The organism is Streptomyces sp. NPDC031497, from assembly GCF_055580905.1.
The window spans coordinates 101,079-123,742 of record NZ_JBVIKO010000001.1 but is presented as its reverse complement, the minus strand read 5'-3'; the positions used below and the strand labels follow the sequence as shown (position 1 = coordinate 123,742).

Annotated in this window: 24 protein-coding genes and 1 pseudogene; 12 read left to right on the top strand and 13 right to left on the bottom strand. The window is 70.9% G+C overall.

What is annotated here, in order from left to right; genetic code table 11:
- Positions 1-39: 39 nt before the first annotated feature.
- On the bottom strand, positions 40-711 hold the full coding sequence (locus ACZ5K7_RS00645; protein ID WP_351697936.1) for a hypothetical protein: 672 nt from the start codon (positions 709-711) through the stop codon (positions 40-42).
- A 198-nt stretch (positions 712-909) separates the two neighbouring features.
- Between ACZ5K7_RS00645 and gcl the strand changes: the two genes are divergently transcribed.
- A complete protein-coding gene (gene gcl, locus ACZ5K7_RS00640) occupies positions 910-2,694 on the top strand; it encodes a glyoxylate carboligase (protein ID WP_468908847.1) in 1,785 nt (594 codons plus the stop codon).
- 196 nt (positions 2,695-2,890) lie between these two features.
- On the opposite strand, the gene ACZ5K7_RS00635 is transcribed toward gcl, so the two are convergent.
- The 5 genes and pseudogenes from ACZ5K7_RS00635 to ACZ5K7_RS00615 form a co-directional block, all read right to left on the bottom strand.
- The gene (locus ACZ5K7_RS00635; protein WP_351697940.1) at positions 2,891-3,136 is read right to left on the bottom strand and encodes a hypothetical protein; all 246 of its coding nucleotides are present in this window, start codon (positions 3,134-3,136) and stop codon (positions 2,891-2,893) included.
- 366 nt (positions 3,137-3,502) lie between these two features.
- Positions 3,503-3,631, bottom strand: coding sequence for a catalase-related domain-containing protein (locus tag ACZ5K7_RS00630; protein WP_468909834.1), 129 nt, complete (start codon positions 3,629-3,631; stop codon positions 3,503-3,505).
- Between the two features lie 6 nt (positions 3,632-3,637).
- Positions 3,638-4,288 (bottom strand): annotated as a pseudogene (locus ACZ5K7_RS00625) (catalase); the annotation flags it as partial.
- Positions 4,289-4,462: 174 nt separating this feature from the next.
- Entirely contained in the window at positions 4,463-5,353 is an 891-nt protein-coding gene (locus ACZ5K7_RS00620) for a 2-hydroxy-3-oxopropionate reductase (RefSeq protein WP_468908844.1), read from the bottom strand.
- Between the two features lie 138 nt (positions 5,354-5,491).
- A complete protein-coding gene (locus ACZ5K7_RS00615) occupies positions 5,492-6,349 on the bottom strand; it encodes a TIM barrel protein (protein ID WP_468908841.1) in 858 nt (285 codons plus the stop codon).
- Between the two features lie 132 nt (positions 6,350-6,481).
- On the opposite strand from ACZ5K7_RS00615, the gene polX reads away from it, so the two are divergent.
- The 8 genes from polX to ACZ5K7_RS00575 all read left to right on the top strand — a co-directional run bounded on the left by polX (position 6,482) and on the right by ACZ5K7_RS00575 (position 14,324).
- Positions 6,482-8,221 (top strand): DNA polymerase/3'-5' exonuclease PolX, encoded by a 1,740-nt coding sequence (polX, locus tag ACZ5K7_RS00610; RefSeq protein WP_468908838.1) that lies wholly within the window; start codon positions 6,482-6,484, stop codon positions 8,219-8,221.
- 272 nt (positions 8,222-8,493) lie between these two features.
- Positions 8,494-8,748, top strand: coding sequence for a YkoF family thiamine-binding protein (locus tag ACZ5K7_RS00605; protein ID WP_351697948.1), 255 nt, complete (start codon positions 8,494-8,496; stop codon positions 8,746-8,748).
- A complete protein-coding gene (locus ACZ5K7_RS00600) occupies positions 8,745-9,113 on the top strand; it encodes a helix-turn-helix domain-containing protein (RefSeq protein ID WP_351697950.1) in 369 nt (122 codons plus the stop codon). The genes ACZ5K7_RS00605 and ACZ5K7_RS00600 overlap by 4 nt, the downstream gene beginning before the upstream one ends.
- A 126-nt stretch (positions 9,114-9,239) precedes the next feature.
- Positions 9,240-9,752 carry a 2-oxo-4-hydroxy-4-carboxy-5-ureidoimidazoline decarboxylase gene (gene uraD / locus ACZ5K7_RS00595; RefSeq protein WP_351697952.1) on the top strand — a complete coding sequence of 171 codons (513 nt, stop codon included), beginning with the start codon at positions 9,240-9,242 and terminating at the stop codon, positions 9,750-9,752.
- Between the two features lie 4 nt (positions 9,753-9,756).
- Entirely contained in the window at positions 9,757-10,161 is a 405-nt protein-coding gene (uraH, locus tag ACZ5K7_RS00590; RefSeq protein WP_351697954.1) for a hydroxyisourate hydrolase, read from the top strand.
- Between the two features lie 4 nt (positions 10,162-10,165).
- The gene (pucL, locus tag ACZ5K7_RS00585) at positions 10,166-11,089 is read left to right on the top strand and encodes a factor-independent urate hydroxylase (protein ID WP_468908833.1); all 924 of its coding nucleotides are present in this window, start codon (positions 10,166-10,168) and stop codon (positions 11,087-11,089) included.
- Positions 11,090-11,208: 119 nt separating this feature from the next.
- Positions 11,209-12,585 (top strand): 8-oxoguanine deaminase, encoded by a 1,377-nt coding sequence (locus ACZ5K7_RS00580; RefSeq protein ID WP_468908830.1) that lies wholly within the window; start codon positions 11,209-11,211, stop codon positions 12,583-12,585.
- Between the two features lie 341 nt (positions 12,586-12,926).
- The gene (locus ACZ5K7_RS00575) at positions 12,927-14,324 is read left to right on the top strand and encodes a nucleobase:cation symporter-2 family protein (RefSeq protein WP_468908827.1); all 1,398 of its coding nucleotides are present in this window, start codon (positions 12,927-12,929) and stop codon (positions 14,322-14,324) included.
- A 56-nt stretch (positions 14,325-14,380) separates the two neighbouring features.
- On the opposite strand, the gene ACZ5K7_RS00570 is transcribed toward ACZ5K7_RS00575, so the two are convergent.
- On the bottom strand, positions 14,381-15,175 hold the full coding sequence (locus ACZ5K7_RS00570) for a helix-turn-helix domain-containing protein (protein ID WP_468909832.1): 795 nt from the start codon (positions 15,173-15,175) through the stop codon (positions 14,381-14,383).
- 102 nt (positions 15,176-15,277) lie between these two features.
- Between ACZ5K7_RS00570 and ACZ5K7_RS00565 the strand changes: the two genes are divergently transcribed.
- Positions 15,278-16,132, top strand: a complete 855-nt coding sequence (locus ACZ5K7_RS00565) for an NAD(P)H-binding protein (protein WP_450972096.1) — start codon at positions 15,278-15,280, stop codon at positions 16,130-16,132.
- Between the two features lie 116 nt (positions 16,133-16,248).
- Here ACZ5K7_RS00565 and ACZ5K7_RS00560 read toward each other — a convergent pair whose 3' ends face one another.
- Positions 16,249-17,586, bottom strand: a complete 1,338-nt coding sequence (locus ACZ5K7_RS00560) for an MFS transporter (RefSeq protein WP_468908824.1) — start codon at positions 17,584-17,586, stop codon at positions 16,249-16,251.
- Positions 17,587-17,826: 240 nt separating this feature from the next.
- Between ACZ5K7_RS00560 and ACZ5K7_RS00555 the strand changes: the two genes are divergently transcribed.
- On the top strand, positions 17,827-18,228 hold the full coding sequence (locus ACZ5K7_RS00555) for a winged helix-turn-helix transcriptional regulator (protein WP_351697966.1): 402 nt from the start codon (positions 17,827-17,829) through the stop codon (positions 18,226-18,228).
- 90 nt (positions 18,229-18,318) lie between these two features.
- Here the strand turns inward: ACZ5K7_RS00555 and ACZ5K7_RS00550 are convergent, their stop codons facing one another.
- The 5 genes from ACZ5K7_RS00550 to ACZ5K7_RS00530 all read right to left on the bottom strand — a co-directional run bounded on the left by ACZ5K7_RS00550 (position 18,319) and on the right by ACZ5K7_RS00530 (position 21,936).
- Positions 18,319-18,741 (bottom strand): acyl-CoA thioesterase, encoded by a 423-nt coding sequence (locus tag ACZ5K7_RS00550; protein ID WP_351697968.1) that lies wholly within the window; start codon positions 18,739-18,741, stop codon positions 18,319-18,321.
- A gap of 57 nt (positions 18,742-18,798) precedes the next feature.
- Positions 18,799-19,422 carry a hypothetical protein gene (locus ACZ5K7_RS00545; RefSeq protein ID WP_468908820.1) on the bottom strand — a complete coding sequence of 208 codons (624 nt, stop codon included), beginning with the start codon at positions 19,420-19,422 and terminating at the stop codon, positions 18,799-18,801.
- Positions 19,423-19,535: 113 nt separating this feature from the next.
- A complete protein-coding gene (locus ACZ5K7_RS00540; RefSeq protein ID WP_351697972.1) occupies positions 19,536-20,144 on the bottom strand; it encodes a histidine phosphatase family protein in 609 nt (202 codons plus the stop codon).
- Positions 20,145-20,147: 3 nt separating this feature from the next.
- Positions 20,148-20,678, bottom strand: coding sequence for a hypothetical protein (locus ACZ5K7_RS00535; protein WP_468908817.1), 531 nt, complete (start codon positions 20,676-20,678; stop codon positions 20,148-20,150).
- A 49-nt stretch (positions 20,679-20,727) separates the two neighbouring features.
- Entirely contained in the window at positions 20,728-21,936 is a 1,209-nt protein-coding gene (locus tag ACZ5K7_RS00530; protein WP_468908814.1) for a pyridoxal phosphate-dependent aminotransferase, read from the bottom strand.
- An 81-nt stretch (positions 21,937-22,017) separates the two neighbouring features.
- Between ACZ5K7_RS00530 and ACZ5K7_RS00525 the strand changes: the two genes are divergently transcribed.
- Entirely contained in the window at positions 22,018-22,644 is a 627-nt protein-coding gene (locus ACZ5K7_RS00525) for a winged helix-turn-helix transcriptional regulator (RefSeq protein WP_468908811.1), read from the top strand.
- Positions 22,645-22,664 lie beyond the last annotated feature (20 nt).

Below are 22,664 nucleotides of genomic sequence, written 5' to 3'. Positions count from 1 at the left end.
AACCCCCACCGGCCTGTAGGTGGTCATCAAGCTAGGTGGTCATGAAGCCGAGCCGCGCAGTTCATCGGCGTGCCCGTTCATGGGCTGCGGCGTCCCCGTGAGGTCCAGAACGAACAGCGGTATCCCGAGCGCGTCGGCCCGCTCCCGCGCGTCCTCGGCGTACCCCGCGAGGGAGAAGTACACGCAGCCGGAGTCCTCCGTCATCGCCGTCAGCCACAGGCACTCCACGTCCCGCAGCGAGGCCGGCAGCACGGTCGGGTCCACCTGGGCGACCAGACCGCGCGCGGCCAGGCCTATGCCGGACGGCGGCCGCTGGTCGGCGCGGCGTATGTCCCGGTAGCCGAGCCAGCGCAGATAGAGCGCGGCGGCGGTGACCGCGTCCCGGGCGGTCCGGATCGTGACCGGCTGGAAGGGCGCCCGCGGCTCGGGGGCCGGCGCGGGCGCGGACTCGGTCCCGGCGACCGGGACGCGCAGCACCGCCCCGCACGGGCAGCCCAGCTCCGGCTGCGGCCACTGGTCCCGGCGGCCGCAGGAGCCGCAGCTCACCGTCACCCAGTCCTCGTCCCAGGCGCGGTGCGCCACCGGGGTCGGCGCGGTCCTGCCGTCGAGGGACGGGGTGACCGGGGCGCCGCAGGCGCAGGGGTACGACGGCGCGGTGTAGACGTGCTCGCGCCGACAGGCCGGACAGCGCACCGGCACGGTCTCGGACATGGCCCCACCCCAGGCGTCGCGTCGGTTCGGCGGTCCCATGGTGCTCCCGCCGGGGCCCGGTTGTCCGTCCCTTGACGACGTTCGTCCCCGCGCCTACATTGATTTCAGATAGTAGAAGTTAGTTTCCGTATTACGGAATTATGCTCACCGCGGGGCGCGACGGGAGCAGGCATCCGACAGCCGAAGCAGGAGTACTCGATGGCTCGAATGACCGCTGCCCGCGCGGCAGTTGAGATCCTCAAGCGTGAGGGCGTCAGTGCCGCGTTCGGGGTGCCGGGCGCGGCGATCAACCCGTTCTACGCGGCGCTCAAGGCCTCCGGAGGCATCCACCACACCCTCGCCCGGCATGTCGAGGGCGCCTCGCACATGGCCGAGGGCTACACCCGCACCCGCCCCGGCAACATCGGCGTCTGCGTCGGCACGTCCGGTCCGGCCGGCACCGACATGATCACCGGGTTGTACTCGGCCACCGGCGACTCCGTCCCGATCCTCTGCATCACCGGCCAGGCGCCGACCGCGGTGATCCACAAGGAGGACTTCCAGGCCGTCGACATCGCCTCGATCGCGGGGCCGGTGACGAAGATGGCGGTCACCGTGCTGGAGGCGGCCCAGGTCCCCGGCGTCTTCCAGCAGGCCTTCCATCTGATGCGCTCCGGCCGCCCCGGCCCGGTCCTGATCGACCTGCCGATCGACGTCCAGCTCACCGAGATCGAGTTCGACCCGGAGACCTACGAGCCGCTCCCGGTCTACAAGCCGGCCGCGACCCGCGCCCAGATCGAGAAGGCGATCGGTCTGCTGAACGCCTCCGAGCGGCCGCTGATCGTCGCGGGCGGCGGGGTCATCAACGCCGACGCCGCCGAACTGCTGGTGGAGTTCGCGGAGCTGACGGGGATCCCGGTTGTCCCCACCCTCATGGGCTGGGGCGTGCTCCCCGACGACCACGAACTGAACGCCGGCATGGTCGGCCTGCAGACCTCGCACCGCTACGGCAACGCGACCTTCCTGGAGTCCGACTTCGTCCTCGGCATCGGCAACCGCTGGGCCAACCGCCACACCGGCAAGCTGGACGTCTACACGGCCGGCCGGAAGTTCGTGCACGTCGACATCGAGCCCACCCAGATCGGCAAGATCTTCGCCCCCGACTACGGCATCGCCTCCGACGCGAAGGCCGCGCTGGAGCTCTTCGTCGAGGTGGCACGGGAGTCGAAGGCGGCGGGCCGGCTCCCCGACCGGAGCGAGTGGGCCGCGGCGGCCCAGGAGAAGAAGGCGACCCTCCAGCGCCGAACCCACTTCGACGACATCCCGATCAAGCCGCAGCGTGTCTACGAGGAGATGAACAAGGCCTTCGGCCCGGAGACCCGGTACGTCTCCACGATCGGCCTCTCGCAGATCGCCGGTGCCCAGATGCTGCACGTCTTCAGGCCGCGGCACTGGATCAACTGCGGCCAGGCGGGCCCTCTCGGCTGGACGATCCCGGCCGCGCTGGGCGTGGCCAAGGCCGACCCGGAGGCCCCCGTGGTCGCCCTCTCCGGCGACTACGACTTCCAGTTCATGCTGGAGGAGCTGGCGGTCGGCGCGCAGCACAAGATCCCGTACGTCCACGTCCTCGTCAACAACTCCTACCTGGGCCTGATCCGTCAGGCGCAGCGGGCGTTCGACATCGACTTCCAGGTCAACCTGGAGTTCGAGAACATCAACTCGCCGGAGCTGGGCGTCTACGGCGTCGACCATGTGAAGGTCGTCGAGGGCCTGGGCTGCAAGGCGATCCGGGTGACCGACCCGAACGAACTGGCCGCGGCCTTCGAGCAGGCCAAGAAGCTGGCGCAGGAGCACCAGGTGCCGGTGGTGGTGGAGGCGATCCTGGAGCGGGTCACCAACATCTCGATGTCCACGACCAACGACATCGGCAACGTGGTCGAGTTCGAGGAGATCGCGACCGAGCCCGGCCATGCGCCGACGTCGATCAGGACGCTGAAGGTCTGAGCCGCCGCACAACAGAGCGGGCGGTCCATCCGGAAGGATGGGCCGCCCGCTTCGCGCTGTGGGTGACACGGGGGCCGCCGCCCCCGTGCCGGCGGCCTCCGTGTGCAGTGAATATGCCCCACGACTGGGGCGGTTGAAGCATGCTGAACATGATTCAGAGCTTGATTTGAGGATTCGCCGTCCGCTTTACCTGGGTTCACGGGCTTTCGGGATGCTCGGTGAGGCCCGGCCAGTCGTCCGGTCCGCCGCCCTGCCACTCGATGAGGTCGCTCTCCTCGACCTCGATCCGGTCCAGATCGGCCATCCGCAGGATCTCGACCACGTCGTCGAGATGCGAGGCGAGCCCCAGGGTCACCTCCCCCTCGGTGACGCGGCGGGAGCCGTCCAGGGCGGGAGCGTGCACGACGATATGAGGGAACTCCGTCGGTGGGTGCGCTGTCATGCCTTCAGCGTGCTGCGGCAGGCGCGGATGCGCACGCCGAAGCGCGGACGCGGGTACGCCGGAGCGCAGGACGCGGACGGTTCCGCATCCGGCGCTCCGGCGCTCGGTGGGGCCTCTTCGGCTGTGGCCGTCCGACGGCGCGAGGCTGGGCGCGACAGGTCGTTCGCGCCGCCGGACGGGGTCTGGACCGGCTGGGACCGCGGCGGGTGCGACGGAGCCGGGGCGGCCTTCCCTCAGGTCGAGAAGGGCGCCCGGTTCCTTCACCACCGCACTGGCTCGCACGCCGCCGCGGTCCTTGCCACGCCCGCGCACCACCGGCCGGCCACCCCTCATCCGGGCCGTCCGGCCGTGCGCGGGCCGTCTGTGTCAGTCCTCGCGCAGGGCGTGGACCGCCTCCTCCACGCGCTTGCCGTACTCCGGGTCGGCGGCGTGGAAGTGGGCCAGGTTCTTCTCGATCACGTCGTCGCGGGAGACCTGCGAGAGGCCGCCCGCGATGTTCGCGCCCTCGGCGTTCGTCCACTGGTAGGCGTGCGAGCCGTAGCCGTTCATGTGCCGGTACGACGCCGGGATGCCGCGGTCGCCCATCAGCCAGGTCACCTGGTGCGTGGCCTCGGGGGAGTGCGCCCAGAAGTCCCGGACGCTGTCCGGCTCCTGACGGCCCGTGAAGGGGTCGCGCTTCTGCGAGTGGATGAAGTCGGGGAACTTGACGGGGTCCTTGATGAAGAACACCGGGGTGTTGTTCCCGACGAGGTCGTAATTGCCCTCTCCCGTATAGGACTTGACGGCGAAGCCGCGCGGGTCGCGGACGGCGTCGGCGCCGCCGAGGGAGTCGGCGACCGTCGAGAACCGCAGAAAGACCTCGGTGCGCCTGCCGACCGTGCTCAGGAAGTCGGCGTGGGTGAAGCCGGTGACGTCGTCGGTCACCTCGAAGTAGCCGTACGCGTCACTGCCACGGGCGTGCACCACCCTCCCCCACTGCCTTAAGGGCGTGGGAGGTGCCCCCACCGGGATCCGCTCGCGCTTGAAGCGCGCGAGCTTCTCGAGGAGGTGCTGGTCCTGGAGGAGGAGCGGGCCGCCGACGCCGGCGGAGGCGGAGTTCTGGTCGTCGGAGGCCGGGGCGCCGGACTCGGTGGTGAGCACGCGCTTCGACATCGTGGACCTTCCGTGCGGGTGTCAGCGGAAACTTATTTCCGCTTTGTGGAGCCTAGGATCGGGTCGGCTGGGGCGTCAACAGTTTGTTGAATTGGTTTCCGGGCGGCACCGGCGCCTGGGCGCGACAGGACAGTTGTCAGCGCCGGCGCCGCCCGGAAGTCATGGGGGTGCGGCTCAGACCTGGGCGCCGGAGAGGCGCTCCACCGCGCGCAGCAGCGCGGAGTGGTCCAGGCCGCCGTCGCCCTGCGCGCGCAGGGAGGCGACCAGCTGGGCCACCACGGCACCGACCGGCAGGGCGGCCCCGACGTTGCGGGCCGCGTCGGTCACGATGCCCATGTCCTTGTGGTGCAGGTCGATCCGGAAGCCCGGGGCGAAGTCGCGGTTCAGGAAGTTGTCCTTCTTCCGCGTCAGCACGGTCGAGCCGGCCAGGCCGCCGTTCAGCACGTCCAACGCGGCCGCCAGGTCCACACCGGACTTCTCCAGGAAGACCACGGCCTCGGCGCACGCCTGGATGTTCACGGCGACGATCAGCTGGTTGGCGGCCTTCACGGTCTGGCCGGAGCCGTGCGGACCGCACAGCACGATGGTCCTGCCGAGCGCCTCGAAGATCGGCTTCGCGGTGTCGAAGTCGGCCTGCTCGCCGCCGGCCATGATGGACAGCACGGCCTCGATCGCCCCGGCCTCGCCGCCGGACACCGGCGCGTCCAGGACGCGGATGCCCTTGCTCCCGGCCGCCTTCGCCAGGTCGACGGAGGTCTGCGGGGTGATGGACGACATGTCGATCAGCAGCGCGCCGGGCTTCGCGTTCTCCAGGATGCCCTCGGGGCCGTAGGCGATGGCCTCGACCTGCGGCGACGCGGGCACCATCGTGATGACCACGTCGGCGTCGCGCACGGCCTCGGCGATCGAGGAGGCCGCCGTGCCGCCGGCGGCCGCCAGCCGGTCCAGCTTCTCCTGCTCCAGCGTGAAGCCGGTGACGTCGTAACCCGCCTTGATCAGGTTCTCGGACATCGGGGAGCCCATGATGCCGAGGCCTATCCAGGCGATCTTGGGGAGTGTGCTCATAGGGGGTGCCTCTCTGACTGCTGTGATACGTCTGCTGCTCGGCGGGCGTCGCCAAAAGCAGCCCGTCCGGCGATCGGGGACGAGGCCGTTCAGGCCGAAGCGGGGGCCCGGTGGTGGCAGCCCCCGGTGGCGGTCACCTCAACGGGCGGCGCGCTGCTCCACCGGCAGCCAGTCGAAGGTGTCCGCGCTCGGGCGGTCGCCCGGCTTGTACTCCAGCCCCACCCAGCCGTCGTAACCGGCCTTCCGCAGCTGGTCGAGCAGCTCCTCCAGGGGGAGTGAACCCGTGCCCGGGGCGCCGCGGCCGGGGTTGTCGGCGATCTGCACGTGGCCGGTCCTCGCCGCGTACCGCTCGATCACCGACGGCAGGTCCTCGCCGTTCATGGACAGGTGGTAGAGGTCCATGAGGAAGCGCGCGTTACCGAGTCCCGTGGCCTCGTTGACCTTGTCGACGACGCCGACGCCGGCCGCTGCGCTCACCAGCGGGTACCGCGGCGACTCGGGCCGGTTGAGGGTCTCGATCAGGAGCACCGCGCCGATCCGGTCGGCGGCGCGGGCCGCGAGTGTCAGGTTCTCCAGGGCCAGCGCGTCCTGCTCGGCCGGGTCCACGCCCTCGACGCGGTTGCCGTACAGCGCGTTGAGGGCTTTGCAGCCGAGCGACTGCGCGAAGCCGGCCGCCACCTCGATGTTGGCGCGGAACTTCTCGGACTCCGCGCCCGGGATCGACAGGGCGCCCCGGTCGGGGCCGGGCAGCTGCCCGGCGTAGAAGTTCAGGCCCGTCAGCCGCACGCCCGCGTCCTCGATCGCGCTCTTCAGCGCGTCGAGCTCGGACCGCTCGGGGGTGGGGGAGTCGACCCAGGGCCACCACAGCTCGACCGCGCCGAAGCCGGCCGCGGCGGCGGCCGCGGGGCGCTCCAGGAGCGGGAGTTGCGTGAAGAGGATCGACAGGTTGACGTTGAAGCGCTGCTCTGCGGCTGTGCGCAATTCAAAACCTGGCATCGGGGTAGGCGCTCCCTTCCGCTCTCTGTATTCCGTATTACGGAAGTTGGTTTCTGCTTAATGGAAGACTGCCTGGGGCCGGTGAGAGCTGTCAAGAGCGCCCGCGCAAAACCAGCGCCCTACCCTGAAGGCATGGCACGGTCCAACGACGAGGTCGCCGCCCTGCTCCAGGAGTACGCGGACCTGATCTCGATCACCGGCGGAGACGCCTTCAAGGCGCGGGTCTACGAGAAGGCCGCCCGGGCGGTCGGCGGTCACCACGCCGATGTCGCCACGCTGGACCTCAAGGGGCTCCAGGAGATCCCGAACGTCGGAAAGTCGATCGCCCAGAAGGTCCTGGAGTTCTTCGACCAGGGCAGCGTGTCCGCCGTCGAGGAACTGCGGGCGAAGATCCCGGCCGGGGTGCGGCGGCTGACCGCCATCCCCACCCTCGGTCCGAAGAAGGCGATGGCGGTCTACGAGGAGCTGGGCGTCTCCTCGGTCGAGGAACTGGCCGATGCCATCGCCCAGGAGCGGCTGCGCGATCTCAAGGGCTTCGGGCCGAAGACCGAGGAGAACATCCTGCACGGGATCGAGCTGCTCCGGTCGGCCGGGGGCCGGGTCCGGCTCGACGTCGCCATGGACCTGGCGGAGAGCATCGTCAGCGCGCTGTCCGCGGTGACCGGCTGCGAGAAGTGCGCGTACGCCGGGTCACTGCGCCGGTTCCGCGAGACGATCGGTGACATCGACATCCTCGTCGCGGCCGAGAAGTCCGCGCCGATCATGCGGGCGTTCACCGGGCTGCCGTACGTCACCGAGGTCATCGGGCAGGGCGAGACCAAGACGTCGGTCCGCACCAGCAAAGGCCTCAACGTCGACCTGCGGGTCGTACCGCCGGACTCCTGGGGCGCGGCGCTCCAGTACTTCACCGGCTCGAAGGCCCACAACATCCGCACCCGCGAACGCGCCGTGCACCAGAAGCTGAAGCTCTCCGAGTACGGGCTCTTCGACGTCGAGAGCGGCGAGAAGATCGTCTCCAAAACCGAGGAGGAGGTGTACGCCCGCCTGGGCCTGCCCTGGATCCCGCCGACCCTGCGCGAAGACCGCGGCGAGATCGAGGCGGGGTTGCGGGACGAGCTGCCGGAGCTGGTCACCGAGGCCGACCTGCGCGGCGACCTGCACACCCACACCGACCTCACCGACGGGCTCGCTCCGCTGGAGGAGATGGTGGAGGCGGCGGCCCGGCGCGGCTACGCCTACTACGCGATCACCGACCACGCGCCCGACCTGGTCATGCAGCGCATGACCGACGAGCGGATGCTGGCCCAGCGCGAGCGGGTGCGCGAACTCGACGGCACCTACCCCACCAAGGGCCGGCGCGGCGGGCTGCGGCTGCTGCACGGCACCGAGCTGAACATCGGCCCCGAGGGCGAGGTGGACTGGCCGGACGACTTTCTCGCCGGGTTCGACCTGTGCGTGGCGTCGATCCACTCGCACTTCAAGCAGAGCCGCGAGGCCCTGACCCGTCGGCTCGTCAGGGCCTGCGAGAACCCGCACGTCCACATCATCGGCCACCCCACCACCCGCCTCATCGGCAGGCGGCCCGGCATCGACGCCGACCTCGACGCGGTCTTCGCCGCGTGCGCCCGCACGGGCACGGCCCTGGAGATCAACGCCCACCCGGACCGCCTCGACCTGCGTGACGAGGACATCCTGCGAGCCCGGCGGCACGGCGTGAAGTTCGCCGTGAACAGCGACGCCCACGCCGTCCCCCATCTGGCCGCCATGCGGTACGGCATCGGCACCGCCCAGCGCGGCTGGCTCACCAAGGACGACGTGATCAACACCTGGCCGGAGCGACAACTGCGCGGCTTCCTGCGCAAGCGCGGCTGAGCCGGCACGCCGTCTCCCGGTCCCGCCGGCCGGCCCGGCACCTCATGACCGGGGCGAGGGCGACCATGTACGGCACACGCGAGCGGGCCCAGGGCTGATCCCCCGGACGAACGGCCTGACAGACGGCCGGGCGGAGGGACGCTCCGGTCGGCTAGGGTCGGCTCGTGGCGGACGCAGCGGCTCCGTCGCGGTGGAACTGACTGGCCCGGAGTGCGTCGCGGCTGTGCGGCGGTCGGCCGACGTGCAGGTCAGGGACGTTTTCTGGGGGCGCAATGCGATTGAGAGTGGAGTTCACGACCGAGCCCTTCGACCTCGACGAGGCACCCGCGCACGCGCTGGTCGCCCGAGAGGTCATCGAGGGCGCTCAGCTGGACGCGGTGGACGTCGGGCCGTTCGGGAACACGGCCGAGGGCGGCGCCGACGCCGTACTCGGCGCCGTGGACGCGCTGCTGCGCCAGAGCCTGGAGGCCGGGGCCACCCGGATCTCGCTCCAGGTCAACGTGGTGGGGGAGGACGGCGACAAGTGACCGGAAACGCGGACGAGCCCTTCATCACGGCCGTGAAGCCGCTGGTCGACGCCATGGGCGGGGAGATGGTCCCGCCCGACGAGGCAGGCGCCGACGACGTCGTCCTCGCCTGGGAGGGCGTCGACGTGGTCGCCGTACGGCTGCCGCAGCTCGCCGACTCCCTCGATCACATCCTGGCCGCCATGGAGCGCAAGCAGGGCAAGCCGCTGGCCGACCTGGACCGCAAGGCGAAGCAGGAGGTCGTGCGCATACTGGAGGCGCGGGGTGCCTTCTCCGTGCGGCACGGTGTGGAGACCGTGGCGGGCGCGCTCGGCGTCAGCCGCTTCACCGTCTACAACTACCTCAACCGCGAGAAGGAGAGCTGACCCGCGGGGTGCGTCCCGGGGTTGTTACGCGGAATTTTCAACAAAGTGTTGACGCTGGGTTCCGCAGGGCGTTAGCTAACGGCAGCCCGTTCAGCACGAAGGCCGCCTACGGCCACGGAGGCTCCCGTGACGTCGACTTCCACGCCCCCGGGTCTGGCCCGGTTCAACGATCTGGAGGAGCACGCGGCCCTCGCCGCCCTCCACGAGGCGTGTGCCTCCACCGCATGGGCCCGGCGACTGCTCGCCGCCCGCCCCTACGCCACCCCCGAGACCCTGTACGCCGCCAGTGACGCGGCCATGGCCGGGCTGAGCCCCGCCGACCTGGCGGAGGCCATGGCCGGGCACCCGCCGATCGGCCGCCCCAAGCCCGGCGACCCGACCTCGGCCCGCGAACAGTCCGGCATGGCCGGCGCCGCCGAAGCGCTCAAGGCGGAGATGCTCGAACTCAACCTGGCGTACCAGGAGAAGTTCGGCCATGTCTTCCTGATCTGCGCCACCGGCCGCAGCGGCGAGGAGATGCGGGACGCGGTCAAGGAGCGGATCGGCAACGCGCCCGAACAGGAGCGGGAGATCGTCCGCACCGAACTGGGCAAGATCAACCGCATCCGGCTCGCCCGACTCGTCGCAGAGGACGCCTGACACCATGAGCACCAGCACCACCGCCTCCGTGTCCACCCACATCCTGGACACCTCGCTCGGCCGCCCCGCCGAGGGCGTCGCCGTCCAGCTGTCCGCCCGGCAGGGCCGTGACACGGACTGGCAGACGCTCGGCGGCAGCGCGACCGACACGGACGGCCGGTGCAAGGACCTGCCGGCGCTGCCGGAGGGGACCACCCACGTACGGCTCGACTTCGCCGTGGAGCCGTATTTCGAGAAGTTCGCGAAGAAGCAAGCCGATGCGCAGCAGGACGCCCCCGCGAATCGGGACAGCGGACCGGCCGTGTTCTTCCCGGAGGTGGCGATCACGTTCGCCGTCGTACCGGGCGAGCACTACCACGTACCGCTGCTGCTCAACCCGTTCGGCTACTCCGTTTACCGAGGGAGCTAGCTACATGCCTACCATTCTTGGACAGAACCAGTACGGCAAGGCCGAGAACCGGGTCGTGAAGATCACGCGGGACGGTGCCACCCACCACATCAAGGACCTGAACGTGTCGGTGTCGCTCTCCGGCGACATGGACGAGGTCCACTACTCCGGCTCCAACGCCAACGTCCTGCCGACCGACACCACCAAGAACACGGTGTTCGCGTTCGCCAAGGAGCACGGCATCGAGTCGGCCGAACAGTTCGGCATCCACCTGGCCCGGCACTTCGTGACCAGCCAGGAGCCGATCAGGACGGCCCGGATCCGGATAGAGGAGTACGCCTGGGAGCGCATCGAGGCCTCCGACGCCAACTCGAAGTTCATCGGCGCGGACGAGGTCAAGCACTCGTTCGTACGCAAGGGCCAGGAGACCCGGCTCACCCAGGTCACGTACGACGGTGAGTCCTGGGAGGTGATCTCCGGTCTCAAGGACCTCGTCGTGATGAACTCGACCAACTCCGAGTTCTGGGGCTACGTCAAGGACAAGTACACGACCCTCCCCGAGGCCTACGACCGCATCCTGGCCACCCAGGTCTCCGCCCGCTGGCGGTTCAACTGGACCGACGACGAGCAGAAGATGCCGAGTTGGGAGAAGTCCTACGAGCAGACGAAAAAGCACATGCTCCAGGCCTTCGCCGAGACGTACTCCCTCTCGCTCCAGCAGACGCTGTACCAGATGGGCTCGCGCATCATCGACAACCGCGGCGAGATAGACGAGGTCCGCTTCTCGCTGCCGAACAAGCACCACTTCCTGGTCGACCTGGAGCCGTTCGGGCTCAAGAACGACAACGAGGTCTACTACGCCGCCGACCGGCCCTACGGCCTGATCGAGGCGACCATCCTCAGGGACGGCTGCGCCGCGAAGATCCCGGTGGACCTCACCAACCTCTGATCCACCCCACCTTCTCGGCACCCGCGGCCGGTGACTCCCCGCGTTCCGGCCGCGGCACTCAAATCCCCAGGGTCCTGCCGTGCCCTCACCACAAGTCCACTGAGCGAAAAGGACGAACCATGGCAGCAGACCGGCGCACCGTCATCGAGAACTGTTCGATCGCGACCGTCGACGCCCACGACACCGAGTACGCGGACGGGCACGTCGTCATCGCCGGCAACCGTATCGAGTCGCTCGGCGCGGGCCGGGCACCCGAGGGCCTGGAGAACGTAGTACGCCGTATCGACGCCACCGGTCATCTGGTGACACCCGGCCTGGTCAACACCCACCACCACTACTACCAGTGGATCACCCGGGGCCTGGCCACCGACCACAACCTCTTCAACTGGCTGGTCGCGCTGTACCCGACCTGGGCACGCATCGACGAGCCGATGGTGTACGCGGCCGCGCAGGGCTCGCTCGCGATGATGGCCCGCGGTGGTGTCACCACCGCGATGGACCACCACTACGTCTACCCGAAGGACTCGGGTGACCTCTCCGGCGCGATCATCCGCGCCGCCCGCGAGACCGGCGTCCGCTTCACCCTCGCCCGCGGCTCCATGGACCGCAGCGAGAAGGACGGCGGCCTGCCCCCGGACTTCGCCGTCGAGACCCTCGAAGGCGCCCTCGCCGCCACCGAGGCGACCGTCGAGGAGCACCACGACCCCTCCTTCGACGCGATGACCCAGGTGGCCGTCGCCCCCTGCTCGCCGTTCTCCGTCTCCACCGAACTCCTGCGGGAGGGAGCCGAGTTGGCCCGCCGCCTCGGAGTGCGTCTGCACACCCACGGCTCGGAGACCGTCGAGGAGGAGCAGTTCTGCAAGGAACTGTTCGGGATGGGCCCGACCGACTACTTCGAGTCCACCGGCTGGCTCGGCGAGGACGTGTGGATGGCGCACTGCGTCCACATGAACGACTCCGACATCGCCGCGTTCGCGCGCACGAAGACCGGTGTCGCCCACTGCCCGTCGTCCAACGCCCGCCTCGCGGCCGGCATCGCCCGCGTCCCCGACATGCTCGCCGCCGGCGTCCCGGTCGGCCTCGGCGTCGACGGCACCGCGTCCAACGAGTCCGGCGAACTCCACACCGAACTGCGCAACGCGCTGCTGATCAACCGCCTCGGCGCACACCGGGAGGCCGCCCTCAACGCCCGCCAGGCACTGCGCCTCGGCACCTACGGCGGCGCTCAAGTCCTGGGCCGGGCAGGCCAGATCGGCTCCCTGGAACCCGGCAAGCTCGCCGACCTGGTGCTCTGGAAGCTGGACACCCTCGCCCACGCGTCCATCGCCGACCCGGTGACCGCCCTGGTCTTCGGCGCGGCCGCCCCCGTCACGGCCTCCTTCGTGAACGGCCGTCAGATCGTCGAGGACAACCGCCTGCTGCACGTCGACGAGGACGCGATCGCCCGCGCCACGCGGGCCGAGGCCCAGCGGCTGGCGCACATCGCCGCACGGTAACTCTTCTTATCCGTAAGGCACTTGAGGTACGGAATCCGCGGTACGGCACTTCAGCCATACGGCACTACAGCCATACGGCACTTCAGCCATACGGCACTTCAGCTCCGGCCAGGAGGGACGGCTCCCGGCCGGCAGCCGCGGACCCCAGCGGGTCCACGGCGGCCGTCTCCTGGGCGCGTGCTTCCTCGCGCGCGCCCAGGAACGGTCACCCCGTTCCCCCCTTTCGGTCCCTCCCCCGCTCTCGGCTTCGCTCGAGCGGGAGGTGCCCCCATGACCAACACGCACCACCTCCCTGAAACCCGCGTCAGAGCCGACGCGTACCCGACCGGAGGAGAGCCGCTGTGTCCTCGCACCCCGTCGACGAGAAACTTCCGCCCCTGAAAATGGCCACCACGGGCCTTCAGCACGTGGCCGCGATGTACGCCGGCGTCGTCGCCCCGCCCCTGATCGTCGGCGCGGCCATCGGCCTGTCCGGCACCGAACTGACCTTTCTCACCGGCGCGTGCCTCTTCACCGCGGGCCTCGCCACCTTCCTGCAGACCCTCGGCGTCTGGAAGATCGGCGCCCGGCTGCCCTTCGTCAACGGCGTCACCTTCGCCGGGGTCGCCCCGATGACCGCGATCGCCGCCTCCACCCACGACAGGTCCGACGCCCTGCCGGTCATCTTCGGCGCGGTGATCGTCGCCGGCCTCCTCGGCTTCCTCGCCGCCCCCTCCTTCAGCAAGGCGGTCCGGTTCTTCCCGCCCGTCGTCACCGGCACGGTCATCACCCTCATCGGCGTCTCGCTGCTCCCGGTGGCCTTCGGCTGGGCGCAGGGCCCCGACCCGGCGGCACCCGACTACGGTGCGGCCAAGTACCTGGGCCTGGCCGCCGCAACCCTCCTCATGGTCCTGCTCCTGCGCCGTTTCACCCGGGGCTTCGTCAAACAGATCGCCGTGCTGATCGGCCTGGTCGCCGGCACGGTCGTCGCCCTGCCCTTGGGCCTCACGGACTTCGCCCCGGTCGCCGACGCGGACGTCGTCGGCTTCCCGACCCCCTTCCACTTCGGCGCCCCGCAGTTCCACGTCGCCGCGATCCTCTCCATGTGCGTGGTGATGGTGGTCTCGATGACCGAGTCGACCGCGGACATGCTGGCGCTGGGCGAGATCGTCGAACGCCCCGCCGACGAGCGGACGATCGCGGCCGGGCTGCGCGCCGACACCCTGGGCTCGGCGATCAGCCCGTTCTTCAACGGGTTCATGTGCAGCGCCTTCGCCCAGAACATCGGCCTGGTCGCGATGACCAGGATCCGCAGCCGGTTCGTGGTCGCGGTCGGCGGCGGCTTCCTGGTGCTGATGGGCCTGTGTCCGATGGCGGCCTCGCTGATCGCCGTCGTACCCCGGCCGGTGCTGGGCGGCGCGGGCGTGGTCCTGTTCGGCTCGGTGGCGGCCGGCGGCATCCAGACCCTGGTCAAGGCCGGCCTGGACAAGGACGAGAACGTGCTGATCGTCGCCGTATCCCTCGCCGTCGGCATCGTCCCGGTCACCGTGCCGGACTTCTACCACGCCTTCCCGGAGACCGCCCGGATCGTCCTGGACTCGGGCATCTCGACGGGCTGCGTGGCGGCCGTACTGCTCAACCTCGTCTTCAACCACCTGGGCCGGCGGCGTGCGGAGACGAAGGGCACGGCCTCCGAAGCCACCGGAGTCCCCGAGGCCCCGGGGGCCGTGTCCCTCGGGGGACCTCGGTCGATCTCGTGACGTCACTGCGGGCGGTCTCCTGGTCCTGCGTGCCGGCGACCGCCGCGCAGCCGAACTCAGCCGACGGCCCGGACCGACTGGCAGGGGCTGAGCGCGGGGAGCCGGCCGGTCAGGTACGAGCGGGGCGGAACGCCCATCAGGGCACGGAAGTCGGTCGTCATGTGCGACTGGTCGAAGTAGCCGGTGGCGGCGGCCAGTTCGGACCAGCCCGCGCTGCCCGCCCGGGCAGCGAGCGTGCGGACGCGGTCGATACGGGCGTAGTGCTTCGGGGAGACCCCGATGCCGTCGGTGAACAGGTTCCGCAACTGGCGTTCGCTGACCGCCAGTTCCCGCGCCACGTCCCGTACCTGGGCGGGCGCCCGGTCCAGCCGCACCGACAACGCCTCGACGCCCGCCCGCAGCAGCGCCGTCCGGGCCGGATCCGGCTGCTCCGACAGCATCCCGGGCAGCACCTCGGTGATACGCGGCAGCGCCTCCCGCGGGTCCAGCCACCGCACCTCACGCGCGAACCGGCGGGCCGCCCCGCCCGGCAGACCGTCCAGCGGCACCACCCGGCCGACCAGCCCCGCGGCCGGAACACCCAGCAGGGGCCGGGCGGTTCCCGGAGCGAGGCGCAACTCCACACACGAGATATGGGACTTGCCCGCGTGGTAGGTCGCCCGCACCCGCGGCCCGATGGCCAGGACGTCACGCCGTCCGTCCCCCGTCACCCGCAGCACCACCTTGATCGCCGCGTCCGGCAGATGGACGAACGCCCCCTCGGGCGGCTCGGCGAAGGACATGATCCGCACCTCGGCGATCCACGGGCGCAGCCCCTCGGGCGGGGCCGGAAGCGACTGGGCGATGGTCATCGGCACGCTTTTACGGTAAGCGAGCCGAGCCACCGTCCGGGCGGCCGGGCCGTGCCGGAATTTCCAAGAGCCGGCCGCCCTGACCCGCCCATCGTGGACCGCATGATTCTGGTGACGGGTGCCACGGGCACCATCGGCAGCGACGTCGTACGACAGTTGGCCGAGCGCGGTACGAAGGTGCGCGCGCTCACCCGGGACCCGGCGAAGGCGCGGGTCCCCGCCGGGGTGGAGGTGGTGCGCGGGGACTACGGCGACCCCGCCTCCCTGGCCGCCGCGCTGGCAGGCGCGACGGCCGCGTTCCTGCTCAGGCCGCCCGGCCCCGACGCGGGAGAGGACGCCGCACTGGTCGCCGCGGCCCGGACGGCGGGCGTGGGGAGGCTGGTGAAACTCTCCGCCATCGCCACCGGCGATCCGGCCTCCGGCCCCTCCGCGCAGTGGCACGTCGACGGCGAGCGGGCGGTGCGGGACAGCGGGCTCGCCTGGACGGTGCTCCAGCCGTCGTCGTTCGCCTCCAACACGCTGACCTGGAGGGAAGCGCTCCGGGCGGGCCAGCCGGTGCCCAACATGACCGGGGACGGCGCCTCGGGCGTGATCGACCCGCGCGACATCGCCGAGGTGGCGGTCCGGGCCCTGCTCGACGCCGGGCACGCCGGGCGGACGTACGTCCTGACCGGTCCCGAGGCGATCACCGTGCCCGGCCAGGCCACCGTGCTCGCCGAGGTTCTCGGCCGCCCGGTCCCGACCCGGGACCTGTCCCCGGAGGAGACCCGCGACTTCCTCCGCACCGCCTGGGGCATGGACGGGCCCCGGGCGGAAGGCGTCCTGACCGGCCTGGCGTTCGTCCGCGCCGGAGGCAACGCGCTGATCACCGAGGACGTCCCCGAGGCGCTGGGCCGCCCGGCCCGGACCTTCCGCACCTGGGCCGAGGACAACAAGGGCCTCTTCGCGTCGAGTTGAGGCGTGCTGCGGCCCAGGACCGCGACGGCCGTGGTACCGGCGCACTGGTACGGCCGTGGTACCGGCGCACTGGTACGGCCGTGGTACCGGCGCACCGGTACGGCCGCGGTACTGGCCTATTGGTTCCGCGGGCGCAGTACCGTTGCCGCCAGCACCAGGGCGGCCACCGCGATTCCGGTGGCGGCCCGGAACGCCAGCCGGTAGCCCTCCGCCGTGGCGGGGATCAACTCCGCACCCCGGTCGAGGAGTCCGCCGGTGTGGCTCGCCGCCACGGTGCTCAGTACCGCGAGCCCCAGTGAACCGCCCACCACCTGCGTGGTGTTGAACAGTCCCGACGCCAGGCCCGCGTCCTCCTCGCGCGCCCCGGACATCGCGAGACCGGTCAGCGCCGGCATCGCCGCGGCGAACCCCGCGGCCAGCAGCAGGAGCGGCGGCAGCACGTCGGCGGCGTAGGAGGCGTCGACCGGCACCCGGCTCAACAGGGCCATCCCGGACACGATCACCACCAACCCGCAGAGCAGGACGCGGTACGCGCCGTAGCGGGCGATCGTCCGCGCGGACAGCCCCAGCATCAGCAGCCCGATCGTGACCGGAGCCGGCAGAAAGGCGGTGCCGGTCGTCAACTCGTCGTAGCCGAGGACGCGTTGGAGGTACAGCGCGCCGAGGAACTGGAAGCCGTACATCGCCGCGATCATCAGCACCTGCACGGCGTTGGCGCCGGCGAGCAGCCGGGAGCGCAGCAACCGCAGGCGCAGCAACGGGCGCCGGGCGCGTGCCTGCCGGAGGGTGAACGCCGCCAACAGGGCGACCGCCAGGGCCGTCAGGAGGAGGGTGGCGAGCGGGCCGCGGTCCCCGGCGCCGACGATGACGTAGACCGTGAGCATCAGGGCGCCGGTGACCAGCGCGGCGCCCGGGAAGTCGGCGCCCTGACGGAGGCCGGCGCCCCGCTCCGGAGCGAGGATCCGGGTGGCCGCGAACCAGGCGGCCAGCCCTGTCGGCAGGTTGATCAGGAAGATCCAGTGCCAGCTCAGCGCCTGGGTGAGCGCCCCGCCCAGGAAGGTGCCGAGCGCGCCGCCCGCCGCGCCGACCGCGCTGAACACCGCGATGGCCCGGCCCTGTTCACGCGGCTCTGGGTAGAGGGCGACCAGCATGCCGAGCACCACCGCGGAGGTCATCGCCCCGCCCACGCCCTGCATCGCCCGTGCCGCGATCAGCACGCCCTGCCCGGTCGCCGCCGCGCACAGCACCGAGGCGGCCGTGAACAGGGCGAGGCCTGTCGTGAACATCCGCTTGCGGCCCAGCAGGTCGCCGAGACGCCCCGCCAGCAGGAGCAGCCCGCCGAACGGGATCAGATACGCGTTGACGACCCAGGCCAGCCCGGGGCCGCTGAAACCCAGGTCGCGCTGGATGGCCGGCATCGCCACCGTGACGATGTTGCCGTCGACGACGGCCATCAGGATCCCCGCGCACAGAACGGCGAGGGACGCCCAACGGGGGTATGTTCGTGGGGGTGCCACCGGGGCCGCCGGTGTCGGCGTCGGTGTTCCGGTCGTGGTCGACATGGCCTCTGGGCCTCCGTAATCGCCGTAGAACTCACCAGACAGGTGAACAGGAACAGTTCGTGCACAAGGTGCATGACTTGTAACGGAGTTCATGGTGAGTGACCATGGGGGGAGACGTAAGGAGGCAGCTCGATGTCCCAGAGGAACACCGGTGTGACCGTCCAGGTCGTGAACGCGGGCGCCTGCCCGGTCCGCGAGGTTCTTGACAGGGTCGCCGGCAAATGGAGCGTCCAGATCCTGGTCGCGGCCTCGCACGGCCCCATCCGCTTCACCGAGCTGGAGCGCGGCATCGAGGGCATCAGCCGCCGGATGCTGACCCTCACCCTGCGCAACCTGGAGCGCGACGGGCTGGTGACCCGCACCGTGTATCCGACCGTGCCCCCGAAGGTGGAGTACGGACTCACCCCGGTGGCCCTGGAACTGCACGAGACGCTGCAGCGGCTGACCGACTGGGCCGAGCACAACCGCGGCTACATCGCGCAGGCGCGGGCGGCCTACGACGCCGAGCATCAGCCCGAACTGCTCGACGTGTAGGCGTGTACGGCCTGGACGGCGTGTACGGCGTGGACGGTCCAGATGGTGCCGAGACGGCGTTGGACCCTCCGGTGGCGGTCCGCCGGACCCTCAGAAGCCGAAGAGGTCCGGAGCCGAGGTGAGTTCCTTGAAGACCTCGCTCGGACGGTCGATCAGCCGCCTGGCCTCGAGGTCCAGCAGCCCGCCGACCGCGTCCACCTCGGCGGCCAGGGTGCCGTCCGCCTTGGTTATCGACTGGAGTACCCGGAACGTCTTGCCCTCGCCCCACTCGAACACGCAGGTCACATCGACCTCGTCGCCGGCGAGCAGCTCCCGTTTGTACCGGATGGTCGTCTCCAGGGCCACCGGACCCACGCCCCGCCCGATCAGTTCGGCCTGGGTGAGCCCGGCGGCCTGGAGCAGCGACCAGCGGGCGTGCTCGGCGTAGTTGAGATACACCGCCTGGTTCAGGTGGCCCTGCACATCGGTCTCGTAGCCACGGACCGTGACGCGGACGGAATACGGTTCGCTCACGACTTCCCCTTCTCGTGTACGACGCACTGATCCTTTGTCGGCATCCTGGCACGCCCGTCACACCCGGCGCGGCGATGCCAGTAGATAGCGCGTTCGAGTCCGTGGCTCCGTGTACTCGCCGGTCTGCCATCCCGCCCGCTCCAGGGTGCCCGCGCACGCGCGCAGGGGCTCGCCCTCCGGCGCGTGGACGGCGACCGCCTCGGGCTGCGGTGTGGCTCGCACCCGGTAGCCGGCGGTCGCGGGTCCCTCGGGCGGGTGCCCGGCCGCCTCCAGGGCGAGCGCGGCGGCCCGCACGAGATGCGCACGCTCCCAGCCGCAGGGCCGGTCCGTGGCGCCGTCGGGGTTGGTCATCCGGCGCAGCTCCAGGAGCCCCTGCCAGGCGCTGTGCACCTCACGCGCGCGGGCCGCCCCGTCCTCGACGGCCTCCTCACCGCCGACCCGCGCGGCGAACACCCCGTCCGGCTCGGCCGGTGCCGGTGCCGGGGGCTGTGGAGCCGCCGCCTCCCGTATCCGATGCCCCGCAGGCGTCAAGAAGTGGTCGTGCGGCGGCCGCGGATGCCGAAAGGCGAGCCCCCGCTTCACCAGCGCCGCCAACTGCGCCTCCGTACCCCGCAGCCGCCCGCTGACCGGATCGGCGCCATCGATGACGCGCCGCTGAGCGGCAGTGGGCGGTCGGGTCACGGCATGCTCCTCTCCGGCGTCGATCCGTACGGACGCGTAACGATCCGTGCTTCGAAGGCTACGGCCGCGCACTGACACTCGACCGGCCGAAGATCATCGCCTGCAGCCTGCCGTTACCGGATCGGCTCGCTCGGTCGGATGTTCCACCCCGCGATCACCGGGCGGTCGTGTTCCGTGCCGAGGCGGCACAGTGTTCCGGTCGCCAGTTGGAAGAGGGCGCCGTCGGAGGGGGGCAGGCCCAGGCGGCGGGCGGTCAGGACGCGCAGGAAGTGGCCGTGGGCGACGAGCAGCACGACCCCCTCCGTGTTGGCGAGGGCCGCCTCCACCTTGGACAGCATCCGGTCGGCCCGTTCCCCGACCTGCTCGGGGGTCTCCCCGGGGTGCTCCGGCGGACCGGGCGCGACGCCGTCGGTGAAGAGGAACCAGCCCGGCCGGGTGCGCTGGATCTCCACGGTGGTCACGCCCTCGTAGCCGCCGTAGTCCCATTCCCGCAGGTCGGCGTCGACCCGGGCGTCGGGCACGCCGATCAGCTCAGCGGTCTCGCGGGCCCGCTGGAGCGGGCTGACGAAGGCGGCGCCGATGCGATGCGACCGGATCAACGGGACCAGTCGCCGCGCCTCCTCCCGCCCGTGCTCGGTGAGGGGCACGTCGGTCCACCCCGTATGCCGCCCGGACCGCGACCACTCGGTCTCACCGTGCCGGACGAGAAAGACATCAGCCATACGTCAGAGGCTAAGAGCCCACCGTTCCAGTTCGGCGAACTCACGCGCCCGTAGGCCGTGGCGGGGGTCGACCGGAAGGAGTAAAGCGGGGGCGTCGTGATGCTCGGCGACATGGCGGACGTCCAGGTCGGTGACCATGTCGTCCACCCAGACGAACGGCCGCCCCGCCGCCCACGCCACGACGGTCCGTGTCTTCCAGTACAGCCCGTCCGGGTCCTTGGCGAACAGCTCGGGCCACTCGATGACGGGCAGTTCGGGCAGCCCGACGGCCGGGCCGATCATCTCGTTGGCCTCGTGCATCCAGGTGGTGGCCCACGCCAGCTCGTACGGCAGCGCGAGCAGCCGTGCCCCGTGCCGCGGGTGCAGCCGCACCCGCAGGCCGCGGCGGAGCGTGCGGGAGCCGGGTGTCTGGCGGGCGGACCAGTTCGCCGGGTGCAGCCGGTGGGTCACATACCCGCGATGCCGTAGCAGCCGGGCCCGGAACGGGTTGAGGGGTCCGTCGACGTCGAGGAGGAGCAGGGGGCGCTGGGTCATGGGGAGGGGTTACCCGGGTTGCCCGGCCCGCGCACGGCTCCGGTGAGCCCTACTGCCGATACCCGCTCAGGAACCGTCCGATCCGGCCGATCGCGGTCTCCAGGTCCTCCGCGTGCGGGAGGGTGAGGATGCGGAAGTGGTCCGGGGCGGGCCAGTTGAAGCCGGTGCCCTGGACCACCTGGATCTTCTCCTGGAGGAGCAGGTCCAGGACGAACTTCTCGTCGTCGTGGATCGGGTGCACCTTGGGATCGATCCGCGGGAAGGCGTACAGGGCGCCCTTGGGCTTGACGCACGAGACGCCCGGGATCTCGTTGAGCTTCTCCCAGGCCACCGTGCGCTGCTCGTGCAACCGGCCGCCGGGGGCGACGAGTTCGCGGATGGACTGGCGGCCGCCGAGCGCGGCCTGGATGGCGTACTGGGCGGGGGCGTTGGCGCACAGCCGCATGGAGGCCAGCATGGTGAGGCCCTCCAGGTAGTCCTTGGCGTGCTGCCGGGGGCCGGTGACCACCAGCCAGCCGGAGCGGAAGCCGGCCACCCGGTAGGTCTTCGACAGGCCGCAGAAGGTGAGGACGACCAGGTCGGGGGCGAGGGCCGCGGCCGAGTGGTGGACGGCGTCGTCGTACAGGATCTGGTCGTAGATCTCGTCCGCGAAGACCATCAGGCCGTGCCGGCGGGCCAGGTCGAGGATGCCCTCGATGATCTCCTCCGGGTAGACGGCGCCGGTCGGGTTGTTGGGGTTGATGATGACCACGGCCTTGGTGCGGTCCGTGATCTTCGACTCCATGTCGGCCAGGTCCGGGTACCACTCCGCCTGCTCGTCGCAGAGGTAGTGCACCGCCTTGCCGCCCGCGAGGGTGGTCACCGCCGTCCAGAGGGGAAAGTCCGGGGCGGGGATCAGGATCTCGTCGCCGTCCTCCACCAGCGCCTGTACGGCCATGGAGACCAGCTCGGAGACGCCGTTGCCGAGGAAGACGTCGTCGACGCCGACCTCCAGGCCGAGCGCCTGGTAGCGCTGGGCCACGGCCCGGCGGGCGGAGAGGATGCCGCGCGAGTCCGTGTAGCCGTGTGCCTGGGGGAGCATCCGGATCATGTCCTGGAGGATCTCCTCCGGCGCCTCGAAGCCGAACACCGCGGGGTTGCCGGTGTTCAGGCGCAGCACGCTGTGGCCCGCCTCCTCCAGCGCGTTGGCGTGCTCGATCACCGGCCCGCGGATCTCGTAACAGACCTCGCTGAGCTTGTTGGACTGCCGGAACTCCATGCGCCCCTCCGGAAACTCGTGGTGCTTGGTTTTACCAAGTAGCAGCTTGGAAAGTCCAACACCTTGTCTAGACTGCGTCGCATGTCACCTCGCCGAAGCTACGACCAGTACTGTTCCGCGGCCCGCGCCCTCGACGTGGTGGGCGACCGCTGGACCCTGCTGATCGTCCGGGAGCTGTTCGCCGGTCCCCGCCGCTACACCGACCTGCACGCGGATCTGCCGGGGGTCAGCACGGACGTCCTCGCCTCCCGGCTGAAGGACATGGAGCGGGACGGGGTCGCGACCCGGCGGCGGCTGCCTCCGCCGGCTGCGGCGTACGTCTACGAACTCACCGAGCGCGGGCGGGAGTTGCTCCCGGTGGTCCAGGCGCTGGGCAGGTGGGGGGAGCCCGAGCTGGGTGAGCGACGGCCCACCGACGCGGTCCGCGCCCACTGGTTCGCGCTGCCGCTGCTGCGGGCCCTGGAGGGTGAAGGCTTGGTCGAAGTCCGGCTGGGGGAGGGGGACTTCCACCTGTACGCCGGTGCGCAGGACGGTCCGGTGTACGGCGACGGACCCGCGCCGCGTGAGCCCGACGCCCGGCTCGTGCTCGACACCGGGACGTGTGCGGCCCTGGCCCGGGGGGAGTTGGGCCTCCCGGACGCGGTACGGGCCGGGCGGGTGACGGTGACCGGGGACGGTGCGCTGGCCAAGGCGCTGCGAGACGCCTGAAACGGCGACCGGGCCCGCCG

What these genes read in the sequence shown, in the direction of transcription:
- uraH (WP_351697954.1), top strand. Translation starts at nt 9,757, where the DNA reads ATGAGCACCAGCACCACCGCCTCCGTGTCCACCCACATCCTGGACACC.
- polX (WP_468908838.1), top strand. Translation starts at nt 6,482, where the DNA reads ATGGCACGGTCCAACGACGAGGTCGCCGCCCTGCTCCAGGAGTACGCG.
- ACZ5K7_RS00615 (WP_468908841.1), bottom strand. Translation starts at nt 6,349, where the DNA reads ATGCCAGGTTTTGAATTGCGCACAGCCGCAGAGCAGCGCTTCAACGTC.
- ACZ5K7_RS00635 (WP_351697940.1), bottom strand. Translation starts at nt 3,136, where the DNA reads ATGACAGCGCACCCACCGACGGAGTTCCCTCATATCGTCGTGCACGCT.
- ACZ5K7_RS00535 (WP_468908817.1), bottom strand. Translation starts at nt 20,678, where the DNA reads ATGACCCAGCGCCCCCTGCTCCTCCTCGACGTCGACGGACCCCTCAAC.
- ACZ5K7_RS00525 (WP_468908811.1), top strand. Translation starts at nt 22,018, where the DNA reads ATGTCACCTCGCCGAAGCTACGACCAGTACTGTTCCGCGGCCCGCGCC.
- ACZ5K7_RS00540 (WP_351697972.1), bottom strand. Translation starts at nt 20,144, where the DNA reads ATGGCTGATGTCTTTCTCGTCCGGCACGGTGAGACCGAGTGGTCGCGG.
- ACZ5K7_RS00555 (WP_351697966.1), top strand. Translation starts at nt 17,827, where the DNA reads ATGTCCCAGAGGAACACCGGTGTGACCGTCCAGGTCGTGAACGCGGGC.
- ACZ5K7_RS00560 (WP_468908824.1), bottom strand. Translation starts at nt 17,586, where the DNA reads ATGGCCGTCGTCGACGGCAACATCGTCACGGTGGCGATGCCGGCCATC.
- ACZ5K7_RS00605 (WP_351697948.1), top strand. Translation starts at nt 8,494, where the DNA reads ATGCGATTGAGAGTGGAGTTCACGACCGAGCCCTTCGACCTCGACGAG.
- pucL (WP_468908833.1), top strand. Translation starts at nt 10,166, where the DNA reads ATGCCTACCATTCTTGGACAGAACCAGTACGGCAAGGCCGAGAACCGG.
- ACZ5K7_RS00580 (WP_468908830.1), top strand. Translation starts at nt 11,209, where the DNA reads ATGGCAGCAGACCGGCGCACCGTCATCGAGAACTGTTCGATCGCGACC.
- ACZ5K7_RS00565 (WP_450972096.1), top strand. Translation starts at nt 15,278, where the DNA reads ATGATTCTGGTGACGGGTGCCACGGGCACCATCGGCAGCGACGTCGTA.
- gcl (WP_468908847.1), top strand. Translation starts at nt 910, where the DNA reads ATGGCTCGAATGACCGCTGCCCGCGCGGCAGTTGAGATCCTCAAGCGT.
- ACZ5K7_RS00570 (WP_468909832.1), bottom strand. Translation starts at nt 15,175, where the DNA reads ATGACCATCGCCCAGTCGCTTCCGGCCCCGCCCGAGGGGCTGCGCCCG.
- ACZ5K7_RS00530 (WP_468908814.1), bottom strand. Translation starts at nt 21,936, where the DNA reads ATGGAGTTCCGGCAGTCCAACAAGCTCAGCGAGGTCTGTTACGAGATC.
- ACZ5K7_RS00620 (WP_468908844.1), bottom strand. Translation starts at nt 5,353, where the DNA reads ATGAGCACACTCCCCAAGATCGCCTGGATAGGCCTCGGCATCATGGGC.
- ACZ5K7_RS00645 (WP_351697936.1), bottom strand. Translation starts at nt 711, where the DNA reads ATGTCCGAGACCGTGCCGGTGCGCTGTCCGGCCTGTCGGCGCGAGCAC.